Source organism: Rhizobium esperanzae (assembly GCF_002204185.1).
GTDB lineage: Bacteria > Pseudomonadota > Alphaproteobacteria > Rhizobiales > Rhizobiaceae > Rhizobium > Rhizobium esperanzae.
This window is the reverse complement of the sequence record NZ_MXPU01000018.1, coordinates 106,716-121,456: the sequence shown is the minus strand read 5'-3', so window position 1 is coordinate 121,456 and position 14,741 is coordinate 106,716. Positions and strand designations below refer to the sequence as shown.

At 57.6% G+C, this 14,741-nt stretch carries 9 protein-coding genes and 4 pseudogenes; 6 read left to right on the top strand and 7 right to left on the bottom strand.

Annotated features, from left to right (window positions below; all coding sequences use genetic code 11):
- A complete protein-coding gene (locus B5E41_RS23890; RefSeq protein WP_088396335.1) occupies positions 1-783 on the bottom strand; it encodes a glucose 1-dehydrogenase in 783 nt (260 codons plus the stop codon).
- 1,375 nt (positions 784-2,158) lie between these two features.
- Here B5E41_RS23890 and B5E41_RS23880 point away from each other — a divergent pair.
- Complete coding sequence (locus B5E41_RS23880) at positions 2,159-4,342, top strand: ATP-binding protein (protein WP_088396334.1); 2,184 nt, start codon at positions 2,159-2,161, stop codon at positions 4,340-4,342.
- A 292-nt stretch (positions 4,343-4,634) separates the two neighbouring features.
- Here the strand turns inward: B5E41_RS23880 and B5E41_RS32380 are convergent.
- From B5E41_RS32380 to B5E41_RS23870, 3 genes and pseudogenes are all read right to left on the bottom strand, one after another.
- Positions 4,635-4,809 (bottom strand): annotated as a pseudogene (locus B5E41_RS32380) (chloride channel protein); the annotation flags it as partial.
- 85 nt (positions 4,810-4,894) lie between these two features.
- A complete protein-coding gene (locus tag B5E41_RS23875; RefSeq protein ID WP_088396333.1) occupies positions 4,895-7,099 on the bottom strand; it encodes an amylo-alpha-1,6-glucosidase in 2,205 nt (734 codons plus the stop codon).
- 15 nt (positions 7,100-7,114) lie between these two features.
- The gene (locus B5E41_RS23870) at positions 7,115-8,209 is read right to left on the bottom strand and encodes a glycosyltransferase family 4 protein (protein WP_088396332.1); all 1,095 of its coding nucleotides are present in this window, start codon (positions 8,207-8,209) and stop codon (positions 7,115-7,117) included.
- Positions 8,210-8,486: 277 nt separating this feature from the next.
- On the opposite strand from B5E41_RS23870, the gene B5E41_RS23865 reads away from it, so the two are divergent.
- Complete coding sequence (locus B5E41_RS23865) at positions 8,487-8,723, top strand: hypothetical protein (protein ID WP_088396331.1); 237 nt, start codon at positions 8,487-8,489, stop codon at positions 8,721-8,723.
- Positions 8,724-9,306: 583 nt separating this feature from the next.
- On the opposite strand, the gene B5E41_RS23855 is transcribed toward B5E41_RS23865, so the two are convergent.
- Positions 9,307-9,486, bottom strand: a complete 180-nt coding sequence (locus B5E41_RS23855; protein ID WP_088396329.1) for a hypothetical protein — start codon at positions 9,484-9,486, stop codon at positions 9,307-9,309.
- Positions 9,487-9,642: 156 nt separating this feature from the next.
- On the opposite strand from B5E41_RS23855, the pseudogene B5E41_RS32375 reads away from it, so the two are divergent.
- Positions 9,643-9,929 (top strand): annotated as a pseudogene (locus tag B5E41_RS32375) (type II toxin-antitoxin system RelE/ParE family toxin); the annotation flags it as partial.
- A gap of 224 nt (positions 9,930-10,153) precedes the next feature.
- On the opposite strand, the gene B5E41_RS23845 reads toward B5E41_RS32375, so the two are convergent.
- Positions 10,154-11,089: an AraC family transcriptional regulator gene (locus B5E41_RS23845; protein ID WP_088396328.1), complete on the bottom strand. Its 936-nt coding sequence runs from the start codon at positions 11,087-11,089 to the stop codon at positions 10,154-10,156.
- Positions 11,090-11,187: 98 nt separating this feature from the next.
- Here B5E41_RS23845 and B5E41_RS23840 point away from each other — a divergent pair.
- A pseudogene (locus tag B5E41_RS23840) lies at positions 11,188-12,140 on the top strand (SDR family NAD(P)-dependent oxidoreductase).
- A gap of 67 nt (positions 12,141-12,207) precedes the next feature.
- Here B5E41_RS23840 and B5E41_RS23835 read toward each other — a convergent pair.
- Positions 12,208-12,503 (bottom strand): annotated as a pseudogene (locus B5E41_RS23835) (efflux RND transporter permease subunit); the annotation flags it as partial.
- Between the two features lie 971 nt (positions 12,504-13,474).
- Between B5E41_RS23835 and B5E41_RS23830 the strand changes: the two are divergent.
- Both B5E41_RS23830 and B5E41_RS23825 read left to right on the top strand, forming a co-directional pair.
- A complete protein-coding gene (locus tag B5E41_RS23830; protein WP_016736083.1) occupies positions 13,475-13,675 on the top strand; it encodes a hypothetical protein in 201 nt (66 codons plus the stop codon).
- Between the two features lie 123 nt (positions 13,676-13,798).
- Positions 13,799-14,560: a Crp/Fnr family transcriptional regulator gene (locus B5E41_RS23825; protein ID WP_088396327.1), complete on the top strand. Its 762-nt coding sequence runs from the start codon at positions 13,799-13,801 to the stop codon at positions 14,558-14,560.
- The last annotated feature ends 181 nt before the right edge of the window (positions 14,561-14,741 follow it).

Below are 14,741 nucleotides of genomic sequence, written 5' to 3'. Positions count from 1 at the left end.
TCACCCACCATGCGCAAAAGAGGGATAATCGGTCATGCCTCCATCGACGAAGACCGTCGTCCCGGTCATGTAGCCGGCGGCATCTGACGCCAGCATGACGACGACGTTTGCGACGTCCTCGGGCTCGCCAATACGGCCCAGCGGAATCTTCGTCAGCAAATCCCTGTAGCCCTCCGCATCTTGCCAGACCGCCTGGTTGATCGGGGTGCGGATAGCGCCCGGCGCGATGCATAGAACGCGAACGCCATGCGGCGCCGCCTCCTGTGCCAGCGACTTGGACATCATCGATACGGCCGCCTTGCTAGCGGCATAGGCGCTGTAGCCGCTCCAGGCGATCACCTCGTGAACGCTGGTGGTATTCAGTACAACGCCTGACCTCTGGACCACCATGCGTTTGAGTGCTTCGCGCGCACACAGATATGTTCCCTTCAGGTTGATGTCGACTACCCTGCCCCAGGCATCTGGATCGGCTTCCCAGCCGAGCGCATATCCGCCGTCGATGCCGGCGTTGTTGACCAGTATGTCGATGCCGCCCCATGCGCTGTCCATTGCACCGAACATCGTCTCGACAGCCTCGGGGTCACTGATGTCGGCCATCAGACCAAGGGCTTCGCCGCCGGCGGCGGTGAATTCCTCAACCAGCCTCTCGGCTTCTGTTGGATTTAGCAGATAGTTGATTGCAACTCGTGCACCCTCGGCGGCGAAGGCCTTCGATATTGCGGCTCCGAGACCAGAGTTGCCGCCCGTCACGAGAACACGTCTGTTGCTAAGTCCGAGGTTCATCGTAATGTCCGAGCATCAACCAAAGGGGAAGCGTCATCGCCACGACCAATAACGCCAATCGGAAGCGCGTTGTTCCTGGCAAGCGATTTGCGTCAGCGACCGCAAATCGGAGCGCCCTATGATCAATCTTGATGGTCGGCCGGATTCCAAAGAGCTTTGCTGATGTCTTCAGCATGTTGAGCGGCCGTTCCCGTCGGCAAGCCGCCCTTGTCTCTCATGCGCGTGGTTACCCAATCTCTGTGACAATGCGGTAAAGTTTGCCCAGCCTCTCGGGTTGAAACTTGAACCGAAATCGGATTCCTTCCTCCCATCAGGAGGCGTCAGCATGGGCCTGAACGAGTTTTCTTATGTAGGTTTGGAGCGAAATCGAACCGCGAACAGGATTATCGGGATACTCGGGACCGTCCGCGGTGAGGGCCGTCATAGGAGCGGGCCGCGGCGTCGGAGAAGCCAAAACTGCGAAATGCGTCTTCCCAGCTTTCGCGCGGGAATACGTCGACGCGAACGGGCCGAGCGAGGGCGGCAGCGAAGGCTGCGGCGACATCATTGGGGAATAGCGTTGCGGCCCCTCTGCGGGATATGTACCGACCTGCTCGATCGGCGCCTGCAACAGCCGCGCGGCCACCTTTCCTAGATCCTCCGGTGCGACCATCGGCAGCTCGAGGCTGGCGGGGACGCACCCGTCCCGCCGAGGCAAGCGCCATTGTTCTTGGCTTCCCACATGATTTCCTCTCCAAGCCCCTGACGCGAGGAGTTATGTTCGGAGAGGTGACTGTGGAACCTCGCCGCAATTACTGACGCTGTCGGAGGGGCCGGAGAAGATGGCGCCGCAGTAGGCGCCGTCGAGGTTGGGATTTGCATTAGCCAAGCTGAGTTTCCGCTCGCTCTCTGAGGATCGATCCAATGTGTCAGAGACTTCGGCCGCAAGGGGACTCCGAATGATCTGCGCCGATCATAGAGCTGTCGGGCCGCGCGGAGCATCGCTTGATCGGGAGCGGGCCAAAACTTGCCTCCGCACGACCCACTGTAGGGATCAGGTGGATTGCCAAGTCGAAAGGCATCGACGTCCAAGCGAATAGCCACTTTTTCTGCGACCCGATGAGCAAACCTTGTTGCTGCGCCGAAGTCCCATTCGATTTCGGCAAAAGCCCGGCGGAGACGGCAAGTTACGTGCCGTGCGGCATCGACAGAGAATATGCGGGCTACCCGCACCCAGTTTTCCACTGCTCTGATTTCATGTCCTGGCAAAGCCACCTCGGCAACTGGAACGTTGCCAGCAGACAAGATTCCGACGCCATCAAAGCACTGCTGGACCATAAAGATGCTTGTGATACTTTTGAGCCAAACCGCCCTTTTTCACTGCCGATGGTAGAAGATGACCTCATCCACGTATCTGCCTGCCGAGCGACTTCAGCAGATCCTCGACAGTGCAGTTGATACCGGCATCATCATCTTAGACCCGCACGGAATCGTCGTCAGCTGGAGCAAGGGGGCTAGCAATCTGCTTGGCTGGACTGAAGATGAGATGCTGGGAAAGACTCTGCTCGAGATTTTCCCGGCTGATAAGGACGCCGCAGGTTTGCTGGCCACCGAGCTTGCCGACGCAAAGGCAAACGGCAGAGGCGGCGGCGAGGGGTGGCGATTTCGCAAGGACGGGAGCAAGATTTGGGCGGTAGGCGAAACCACGCCGCTGTTTGCCAATGGCCAAGGCCTGACCGGTTTCGTAAAAATCCTCAGAGATCGCACCAAGCAACGGCGCACGGAATCCGCGCTGCGCGAGCGCACGCGCGCATTGGAGGTCTTCAATCGTGCAGGAGCTATCCTTGCGCGCGAAAATGACCTTGAACGGCTCGTTCAGGCGGTGACTGACGCAGGTGTCGAACTGACAAGGGCGCAGTTCGGCGCGTTTTTCTACAACCTCGTCGATCATGCGGGCGATAGCTACATGCTCTATTCGCTCGCAGGCGCGCCGCAAGAAGCTTCCTCAAGTTTTCCCGTGCCGCGTAACACGGCCATGTTTGCGGCAACATTCAGCGGGGAAGGCATCGTTCGGTCGGATGATATCACGAAGGATCCTCGTTATGGACAAAACGCTCCTTATGCCGGGATGCCGGAAGGGCATCTTCCCGTCAGGAGCTATCTCGCGGTGCCTGTCATTTCCCGCACAGGAGAGGTGATCGGCGGCTTGTTCTTCGGCCATGCCGATACCGGCATGTTCAGCGAGGAGTCGGAGCGGGGACTCCTTGGCCTTGCGGGTGAGGCCGCTGTTGCCATCGACAACTCTCGCCTGTTTGAGGCCGCGCAACGTGAACTGGAGGAGCGACGACGCGCGGAAGAGGCTCTCAAGGAATTGAATGCTCACCTGGAAGATCTTGTCGCCCAGAAGACGGATGAGTTGACCCGCAATGCCGAGGCTCTGCGGCAAGCCCAAAAGATGGAGGCGGTCGGTCAGCTGACCGGCGGCGTCGCACATGACTTCAACAACCTGCTGCAGATCATCGTTGGAAATCTCGACACGCTTTTGCGGACGCTGCCAGCTGATGCAGGCCGGCTTCGCCGCGCTGCTTCGCAGGCGATGAGCGGCGCCGAAAGAGCGGCGGTGTTGACACAACGGCTCCTCGCCTTCGCCAGGCGTCAGCCGCTCGATCCGAAGCCCGTCGACGCCAATGGTCTCATTCGGGGGATGTCCGATCTTTTGCATCGAACGCTGGGAGAAATTTACGAGATCGAGATCGTTCTTGCCGGCGGCCTCTGGAAGACGGAAGCAGATCCGAATGCGCTGGAGAGTGCGCTCCTCAATCTGGCCATCAATGCACGGGACGCGATGTCGAGTGGCGGGAAGCTCACGATCGAAACCTTCAACGCTCACCTGGATGAGGCCTATTCAGTAAATCACGCCGAAGTGGTGCCGGGGCAATATGTTGCAATATCGGTTTCCGACACCGGAGCGGGGATGGACGCAGAAACGGTCGCTCGTGCTTTCGAGCCGTTTTTCACGACCAAGGACCAGGGCAAAGGGACCGGGCTCGGGCTTAGCCAGGTCTACGGTTTCGCCAAGCAGTCGAAGGGGCATGTGAAAATCTATTCCGAGGTAGGACAGGGAACGACGGTTAAGATTTACCTGCCGAGGCTCCTGTCGGGCCAAGTTGATGAGGCAACCGTCGACCCCATGCCACTGCCCGAAGCAGGTTCAGGGGAGATCGTCCTGGTGGTCGAGGATGACCCCGATGTGCTTGCCTATTCCGTGGAGTCGTTGACGGAGCTCGGTTATCGCGTGCTGGAAGCAAAGGACGGCCCGACAGCTCTGCAGGTCCTGAAGTTTAACCTGCCGGTGGATCTTATTTTTACCGATGTTGTGTTACCCGGGGGCATGAGCGGCGCCGACCTGGTCGCAAAAGCGAGGGAGCTGCAGCCCGCTGTCAAGGCGCTGTTCACCACTGGCTACTCGCGCAACGCCATCGTGCATCACGGCCGCCTCGACAAAGGGGTCCACCTCCTGCAGAAACCTTTTTCGATCAAAGATCTCGCCGTCCGCGTCCGAAGCGTTCTGGATCTCTGAGATCAATGTGCGCACGAGAAACTGAACAGCCTCGGTATCTGCTGCTGTTGAATCCAAGCGTCCAATCCCGGCCAAACGTCGAATTCGGCCGCAAGCTGCCGTCGTCTGTCCCTCCGCGAAACTCGATCTCGGCTGTAAAAGTCGGCTGGGCGAAGACCAGCTCTTGCCCTTGAGCGACACGGCCGGCCGACTGGTCTTCAGCGAGCGTACTTGGCATTGACCTCGGTTCGGACGGAGACGAGATAGACTTCGGCATGCCCCTGGCGACAGCGCAGTCTGGCCGATCCCGCTGCAACAAGAACATCCAGTGACCCCAAGACACGACGGAGTCGAATGCCTGCTTTGCCCAGATCCGCGAGCCTTGCGAATCCGACGCTGATGACGGCAATCGCCAGCGCTCCGCACCTAAAGACGAGACGCGGACGCCAGAGAGCAAACGATCCCCAGATACGGGAACGGCGGAGCAAGTTGAACCGCCACGATCAGGGCGGACCGGCAGGTCTCGATCCGGCGTGTGCTATCAATGTTAAGAGCAGAGCCCAGGTCGTGATGTTACACGGTCGTGACGATCCGGATATCGCCTTGACGGTCAATGACATCGACCACGACCTGACGGCCGGAGCGGCGCAACGCGATATCCACAGAGCCGGCGCCGATCCGCAGGCGCCGCAACACGACTTCGTTAAGAAATGTGGGAAGCTGCGGCTCATGAAAGCTGATCTGCAACGTTCTCGGATCGAAATCGAGGCCGAGGCATGATTGTAGGAGCAACAGCGGTGCTGCCGCCGCCCAGGCTTGAGGGGAGCAGGCCACTGGATAAAAAGTTGGACCTTGCGCTCGGTGACGCGACAGCCCGCAGAAAAGTTCAGGAAGCCGCCGCAGATCGATATAGGTAGACGCGGCAAAGAGACCATCGAATATCCTCGCCGCTGCGGTTCGATAGCCATAGGCGGCGAGACCCTTGGCGATCAAGGCATTGTCGTGCGGCCAGATCGAGCCGTTGTGGTAGCTCATTGGGTTATAGCGTGCCTCGGTTGAGGCGACGGTGCGAATGCCCCAACCGCAGAATGATGACGCACTCATCAGCGTATGCGCAACCTGTTCGGCCCGTTCCTGATAGGCGATGCCCGTAAATAGCGCGTGGCCCGCATTTGACGATCGAACTCTGCAAGGTCGCTTATCTCCGTCGAGTGCCAGGACATAGGTGCCAAGCTCCTCATCGAAAAAGTGCTCGTCGAAGGCAAGACGTAATCGGTCGGCGCTCGCAAGGAGAGCCGCTGCACGGCCCGGTTTACCGCAGCGCTCGAATATTTCTGCTGCAGCCTTCCAGGCCCCGTAAACATAGGCCTGGACTTCGGCAATTGCGATCGGCCCCTTGGCTAGACGCCCGTCGGCATGGAAAACAGAATCATGACTGTCTTTCCAGGCCTGATTGATCAGGCCTTCTTCAGTCAGTCGGCCATACTCGACGAAGCCGTCGCCGTCACGGTCGCCGTAATCCTCAATCCATGACAATGCCGCCTCGATTTGGGGCAGAAGACGTTTGATGGTTACAAGGTCGCCGGTCCGTTTGAGATACTCGCCCGCCAGCATGACGAACAGTGGCGTGGAATCGATGCTGCCGTAGTAGCGACGAAACGGAACCTCGCCCAGCTCGGCCATTTCTCCACAGCGGACCTCGTGCAGAATTTTCCCAGGCTCCGCGTCGCAGGCCGGATCTAGTTCCTTCGCTTGGTTTGCCGCCAGATAACCCAGAACGCCACCGGCAATCTCCGGTTCGAGCCAAAGCGTCTGAATGGCGGTGATGAGTGCGTCCCGGCCGAAGACGGTGCTGAACCACGGAATGCCTGCATAGGGATAAGGCCCCTCCGGCGTCTCGGTCACCAGCATGTGCAGATCCGCCGCGCATCGCCGTGCTGCCTCGTTGAAGATCTCGTTCGAGGTAATTATCGAAGCGGTTTTCGACGATAAGTTGCGAAGGGCACGCCGGGCGTCACGCAAAGCGAAAAAGAAGGACCAGTGACCCGATTTTTCATCTTCTCCCGGATCGCATGCAATCTCGATGAACAATGAGCGGGTTTCGTGCGGCGCAAGTCGCAGGTCATATCGGACGAGCCCATTGCCTGATTCGTCCGGCGGAGGATCGAAAGACAGTCTCGTCGACCGCCTGCGATGGTCGAGACCTTCATAGGAAAGAAGGATTGCCTCACCATTGACGATTGGCGTCAGATGGTGACCCCGCTTGGCTCTCGTCGTTCCGCGTACCTCGAAGAGGTCGGCGAAGTCTGCTGCAAATGCAATCTCGATGCGGACGTGCTGCGGAGCTTCGTCATAGTTGCGTACTGTCAGCCGCTCGTGACAACGCGAGTTCCACAGGAAGCGGGTGCGTCTCAGATGCACCTGATCGTGGCCAATAATGAGCTTTCCGGCTCTGTCGAAAAGATCAGGATTGGTCAGGTCGCAGGTGAGCGAGGCATTGTCGTCGCGCAATGTCGAAGACAACAGCATCGGCCTCTGGCAATTTATCGCCAAGGTGAGGTGGGAGAGATAGCGCGTGTCGCGATGGAAAATTCCCTCCGGGCTGTCCGGTCCGGAAAGGACGTCACCATTGTGATCGAAAACACCGAATGTATCGCCGTGTTTCAGGATTAGTGGCTGCCGCTCCTGAAGGGAAGCGGTTGCCGGTATCATGAACTGGGCGATCGGCGTACCCGAGGCCGCCGGCGCCGGGAGACTGTCGGAGGAATCGATCGGCATTTTCCCGTCCTCTGATCAAGCGATGAGCTCCGTACCGACGGCATAGCTGTCGGAATGGCGCAGTCGCGGCATGTTTGAGCGAACACCAGGCAACAGCCGATATTTGTCCAGATAATCCGTTGCCATTCGTTCAGCAGTGAAGCGCTTCTCGAAAGCTCCGCGCACTCCGCGGCGGTCAAGCTTTAGCGCCCATTCGACATTCGCCGCGGCTTCGGCGACGTTATCCACCAGAATGCCGGAAACATCATTGTCGATTACCTCGGGCACCGAACCCCGGCGGAAGGCGATAACGGGCGTGCCGCATGCCATCGCCTCGATCATGACCAGCCCGAAGGGTTCCGGCCAGTCTATCGGAAACAGCAGTGCACCGGCGTTACCGAGAAAATCCGCCTTCTGGTCATCGTTGATCTCGCCGATGAATTCGACATTCTGATGACCTTTTATCATCGGTTCGATCACCGTCTCCCAATAGGTTTTGTCCGCCGCGTCGATTTTCGCCGCGATCTTCAAGGGCATTCCGGCTCGCTTGGCGATCTCGATTGCGCGGTCTGGACGTTTCTCGGGCGCAATGCGGCCGAGAAAGGCGAGGTAATTGCCGTTCGGTTTGTCGGTAAACGGCAGCAGGTTGGGCGGTAAACCGTGATAGACCGTTCCCGACCAATTAACCGGTGGCATCGGTCTGCGCTGATCGTTGGAGACTGACACCAGCGGAACGTCTGCGAAAACTTGGTAGAAAGAACGCAGGTCGGGCAAATCCAGGCGCCCGTGCAGGGTAGTGATCGCTCGGTCGGTGAACTCGTGAATCAGCGGGAAGTGCAGCAGGTCGGTGTGGAAATGCAGGACGTCGAACTCACCGGCCCGGCGGCGAACCTGCTCCAGCATTACTATGTGATGCGGCAGTTGATCCTTGACCGCGGGATTGAGCCTCAGGGCAGCATCCGAACACGGTATCAGTTTGGCGCTGGTGACGGAATCACCGCTGGCAAAGAGGGTCACTTCGTGGTTCTTGGCGACGAGTTCGTCACAGAGAAAAGAAACAATGCGTTCAGTTCCGCCATAACGCTTGGGCGGAACACTTTCTGTGAGCGGCGCAATCTGAGCGATCTTCATCGGTAAATCTCCTCAAAATAGCAACGAACCGTTGGCAGGAAACACACCCGCCGGCCGAAACGCCAAACGGGCAAGTTGAAACCGAGCGGGCGGCAAGCTTTGAAGAGACTGACAGAACAATTCGATTTTGCGGCGTGAAGACGTCACCGTCGTTACTGTGTGGCCTCAATGCTTCCAAAGTTTCGTCACGGGACATTGTGGACTTCATCACCGGATAACGGCGCAACGCTTTCAAAGTTCGATTACATCTAGATCATTGTAGGAACAATGGCGTGTAATGCCCGTTATCTGGGAAGAAGAGGGCAAGGTCATGCCAAGAATTGTAAATTCGCGCCAAATTGTTGTCTCGTCCGATCGTCTTCACGACTGCAAGGAGTATCTCGAAAGTGAATTTCACCTGATGATTGATCATGCTCTCAGTGTCGGCTGGTCTCTCGACGAGGTGGCCGTCGCGCTCGATGACCTCGTTGCGGATGAGGTCGCTGTGCCGAAGCGAGCGATTACCCTTCATTGAAGTCGACAGAGTACGGAGGGCAGGTCTTGGGCCAGGTCTTAGAACCCCGGCAATCGCCTATGTTCACTTCAGAAATATGGTATGGGTGTCTGCCGCGGGGACCCAGCGCCTGAGCACTGCGCGCTCGCTGACGCGAACCGCGGAAATCATGCGTGTTTCACATTGGAAATGGCGCCGAAAGCTGCGCGGAGATAAAAGCGTCCTCAGGCACTCGTGAAGATATTGTATCGCTCAACGGACTGCCTTATGTCGTCGTGGCTCTCCCGCGAAGAACCTGGTCCAGAATGCATCCTTTGTGAAGACAAGGATGCGCCATCAAAGCCCGGGATCAAAGATCTAGCCTATCTCGAAGAGGCTTACGACTCCATAGGAGGCATGCAGTTAAAGCTGGACGTCGTCTTCCTCGAGCAGCCAACGACACCGTCCAACAAGACATGAAGTTGGCGAAGTTTGCCCTGAAGCTTGAGGGAAGTTTCTTGCAGTTCGAATCCTGAAAAGCTGAAGCGGGTTGGCAGCCCACACTTTTCCGTGCGCACGAACTGACTGCGACGGACGCTCGGCCAGCGATGAGCCGGGCGTAGCACTAACGCCACCGAGGCTTTCGCTGAGCGTTATAAAGGAGTTCGGATGCTGTAGCAAAGGGGCCGAATAGCTGCAGCAGGCGGGCTTTCTCGATGTCAGCGAGATGGTGGCGCTTGGCGAAATCCTTTACCGACCACACCGGTTTTGTTTCGACGTTCTCCAGAGATTTAATGCGCTGCATGCTTAATCAGTCCTCCTGCTGCCAAGTGGATGATTTATGTATTTGCTAAATTAGAATGATATTAATTAAGACATGTCGAAACGCTTGGTACGTTCTCGAACACTTGCCCGGGATCTAATGGACTTCCCTCACATCGTAGACGCGGCCGGCCGTCTCCTGAAGCTTCCCTCGTCTTTCCTTCGCGCTATCGATCGCGACATCATCTTCACACACATTGAAGCAAAAATCAGGTCAGCCGCCATTCTGGTCGACGAACGGATCGTTGCTGCCGTCCGTCGGTTGTAGATTTTCCCGCGAGCGGTCGTCTCGGAAGATTTGCAGGCACCCGCGAACTCGTGATTAACGGGACGCCATATGTCGCGGCATATGCAATTACCGAAACAACGGTTCGTATTCTTCGCGGGCTCCATGGCGCGCAGGAATGGCAAGACACTTTGCCAACGAGCTTGCTCTCGATGCTCAGAATCAAGGGTCGGTGGTTCGAACTGGTTCAAGGGAACAGCGTTACAGATCGACGCGGGCATCAATCGCGTTGCAGCCTCTTTATCGCACCACAGGCGATTTGCATCGCGGCGGGTTGCTTGCGCGTGACGGCGGGCTTCGCAATCACAGATGCTACCGCTTCACGTCGTCATAGCGCATTCCCGCCTCAACCCTGCGGGAAATGTTATCTATTTCGCCGACTGTGCTGCACCCGGGCATACTGCCGTGGCGAACGCGCCATTACGCGCCTGAAGGCGGTGCTGAAGGCGGCTTCCGACTCGTAGCCAAGCGAAAGCGCGATCGTGCTGATCGGCCCGGATTCATTCGCGAGCCGATCACAGGCCAGCATCATGCGCCACCGCGTCAGGTAATCCATCGGAGCTGCTCCGACCTTTTTCTTGAAGCGCTCGGCGAAGGAGGAGCGTGACATGCCGGTGATGCCAGCAAGCTGTTGCAGCGTCCAGCGCCGCGCCGGCTCGGCATGCATGGCGACGATCGCTTTACCGATCTGCCGGTCGGCGAGCGCAAAAAGCCAGCCGGTGGCTTGCGTATTTGGAGCTGTGAGATAGAGCCGCAGGATCTGCATCAGCATGATATGCGCCAGATGCTCGGCCATCAGAAAGCCTCCCGGATGCTGTTCGCGCAGCTCGCGCGCCATTTGGTCAATGGCAAAACGCAGGATCGAAGCCTGATCCGATTTTTCGCGGATATGGACGACGGGCGGCAATATGCTGACGAGCAGATCCGAACCAGCTCCGGAAAAAGCGAAGCGGCTGCCGACGAGGAAGAACTCGCCTCCGCCGTTGCAGATGGCAACGCCATCTTTCGCGTGCGCATAAATGTCGTTCGCCGGGATCGTCGGCAGGCTGCGATCGCTCATCATGCGGAACGGCCGGCCCTGCGTCAGCAGGAAGCAATCACCTTTCTCGAGCAGGATTGGCTCGGCACCGTTTAGTTCCAGCCAGCACGTGCCCGACAGAACGGCGTTGAACTTGATGCCTTCCGGCGGGGGGAAATCAATTGCCCAGTCAAGCCCGGCATCAAGCCCCACCGAAACATAGCTGCGCGGTTTAAGCAACGCCAGCACGTCGGAGAGCGGATCCGTGGAAAAGGAAGACATGTAAAATCCGGACGATTGCGAAATTATCGCGGATTCTAACGCATAGATCGTAGGCACGCTACCGCATACTCTACCGTCGCGCCACAAAGGAGAATTCGATGGAAAATGCGCAACACCTGATCGGGTCCGGCTTCAACGCTCGCTCGACAGCCGATGACGTACTTTCAGGCATTGATTTGACGGGCAAACTGGCAATCATCACGGGCGGACATTCCGGTCTCGGGCTAGAAACGACAAAGGCGCTGTCGAGGGCAGGTGCCTATGTCCTGATCGGCTCCCGACAGCCCGAGACGGCCGCCAAGGCGCTTTCGGGTATTGATAACGCCGAGGTCGACAGGCTCGACCTTTCCGACCTCGAAAGTGTCAGGCAATTTGCCGAGCGCTTCCTTGCATCGGGCCGGAAAGCCAATATCATTATAAACAATGCCGGCGTCATGGCCTGCCCGGAAACGCGGGTGGGACCGGGTTGGGAGTCGCAATTTGCCACGAACCATGTCGGTCATTTCGCGCTCGTCAACCGCCTGTGGCCTGCAATCGCGATTGGAGCGCGCGTAGTCGCAGTCTCGTCGGCCGCTCATGGCATTACTCCTATCGATGGGACGACATCCAGTTTCTCAATGGTTACGACCGCTGGCAGGCCTATGGCCAAGCAAAGACGGCTAACGCGCTCTTTGCGTTTCAGCTTGATCGGTTTGGCAAGGACGCAGGAGTCCGCGCCTTTTCTTTGCACCCCGGCAAGATTCTGACGCCGTTGCAGCGCCATCTGGAGAAGCGAGACATGATCGCCGCAGGCTGGATCGACGCCGATGGCAATCTCGCTGACCACACCTTCAAGACGCCGGAACAGGGAGCCGCAACGCAGGTCTGGGCAGCCACGTCGCCGCAACTTGAAGGACTTGGGGGCCTCTATTGCGCAGACTGTGACGTCGCCGTCCTCTCCGACGATGGCGCGGAAACCAGCGTGCGCGCTTATGCTGTCGATCCGGACGAGGCGGCTCGTCTATGGGCGCTCTCTGAGGACTTGACCGAAACAAATGCATTCAGCCGTTAAGCCAAAATGCCAGCCTGGTAGCGGGCACGCGCGAAAAACCAGAATATTCGCCGCAATATTGGCGCTGCTAGCAGGCGTCGGTTTTCAGCCCGGGGTGGAAAGGGTTCTTAGTAAGAGCGACCAGCGATAAAAAAGCATTTCGTAGTGTGGAGTCTACGGCCGAACCTGCGCCGGTAGCGATCGCGAGCGGCAGTACGCCGAGTATAAAGGCGAAGAGGTCAGCAGGATAGGTCGCAGACGTCGCTGCGAGGTTTCCACCGTCGCTTCCAGCAGCCTCTTGCCCGTCTGCTGCTGCGCAAAGTCAATGATCAAAATCGCGTTCTTTGCAGCAAGGCCGATCGTTGTGAGTAATCCCACCTGGAACTAGACCGCCGCGCCGCCCTTCTAGTGCGGAACGTCGGCTCGATCACCTCGATGAGGAGATGGAAGAGGGAATCCGAAATTTGTGCAGCGAGCTGGTGCTGACCGCGAAGATGCGATCAGATATGTCCTTCGGGAATGGATGGAGCAGAATACCTATCTGTCGGTCCATGTTCTCGAGAAGACGGAGACGTGGACGGCACGGCTTAAAGTAACGGCAGTGTGGCGCAACGGTCTAGCTCTTGCCGAGGCCTCAAGCATCTCGTGAAAAAGCGCCTCCACTCCGCGCGAACATCCGCTGATCTGATTACGGACTCTCCCGCGGCGATTTCCAGATCCTGCTTTGCCGAGCGGCGCTAGGGCTTTGCTCCCAGCTTGAACCCTACGCGGCGCAATAATTGGTGTGACTGATGAAAAGCCGGATGGCCGCCCGACAAACAGGAGACACATGCTGGGGTTAGCAAATAATCGCCGGGCGGCACTAATATCATAGGGGCAGTTATTTCGGTTTCTAGTTGACTTCTCCTATTGTACGGAAACGCACAACACGTTACTTTACATCTGGAAACATAACTCGAAATGAGTGCAGTACTACTTATTGCTCCATAATAGAACATCGCGCAAAATAGTTGTGAGCGCCTCGGTGCGCAATGCTTACAAAATAACCCCCTCACCCTAAGCCCGCCGGTGCGGGGTTTTTTCGTCCGGCATCGTACGGGAACCATAAACTGACAATCAGGTTAGCTCACTGGATCGCGGGAGAAAGCAATTATCTTTTTGTTCGCAAAGGCTTCCTCCTAGTGATTCATCGACCCTGGATGTTGGGTCGTGCGGAGGTAAGTTTCCCGGTCTGCTCCCAAAGCGACGCTCCGCGCGGCCCGACGCCTTTTGTGTAGGCCAAACACAAGTCGTGATATCCTGTCGTGTTAGCATCGCGCTCGCGCCCTGCGGTTATCATCGGGAGCGACGGCGTTATGATCCTGTCTACTGTATTCCAAACTCAAAGCGTGCTGAACGATGACGAGGTTGCCCTTTGCCAAAGGGTCTTTGACCACGTCAGCTCGGCGCGGCAGATCGTGACCACGGCCGATCGGGAAGAACTGGCAATGCGAGTAATCCAGTCGTTCCAGCATGGAGTGAAAGACGAGGATTCTTTAGTTCGGCTCCTGATCTGATTGACCCTCGCGTCTTATAGCCCGTTGTGTTTGGACGGTTCCACGCTTAAATTAGTTAATGGGAATGAAGATCCATCGCTTGGTATTATGAGAGCTTGTATCCCGTCGCAACGGAGAGGCTCGATGTTACAAAAAGTCCCGCCGATGTTCCGCAATGAATTGTTGAACTCGTTCTCAGACGAACTGCGATGGCTGGAGGCCGATCTTCAACCGGTCAAGCTCGACGTCGGAGATATCCTTGTTGAGCCTGATGCTCCCATTCAGCATGTCCACTTCATCGAGCGCGGGATCGTCGCCGCGGTTACGACAACACAAGGCGGCCGAAGCCTCGAACTCTTCAGTGTGGGCCGGGAAGGCATGACCGGTGTCTCTGTTCTCCTGGGGGCCGACAGAACGTCATGGCGGAGCTTTGTTCAAGAAGCCGGTTCTGCCATCCGCATTCCTACATGGGCTATTCGGGAGGCGGCGGAGCGTAGCCCTTCACTGCGCGAGAGGCTTCTCCGATACGCTCACTCGGTGATGGTGCAATTGGCGGAGACAGCCCTTGCCTTGGGCCACTACTCTTTAAACCAACGTTTGGCCCGCCTCATCCTGATGAGCCATGACCGTGCCGGAAGCGACGAACTTCTTATGACGCACGAGTTCGTGGCTATGATGCTTGGAGTCCGGCGCGCTGGAGTTTCCACGGCGTTGGCCTTTCTTGAAGGCGAAGGCATGATCAGGTCGACGCGCGGCAAAGTCAGCATCCGTAATCGTAGCGAACTCGTCGCCATGGCAGCTGGGAGCTACAACCGCTTCGGGACCGCCTCGACCAACTTCTATGAGGCTGCGCGCACCGTGCCGACGGAAAACGCTTTTCAGGCGGGAACAAATCAGCAGCACTAATAGTAATTTGGTCAGCCGCGCGGAGCTTGAATGGCAGCCAACTCTTCATGATGCCTCCGCCCGGCTCGTCGCAAGTCCCCAACTTGAGCCCCCCTCCGCGGGGCTCTCCTTTTTTTGGTTGCGTCTTCTTTCCTGGTGGCTTGGTCATGCTGCCAATGCATCAGAGTGGATCTGAAGAGTC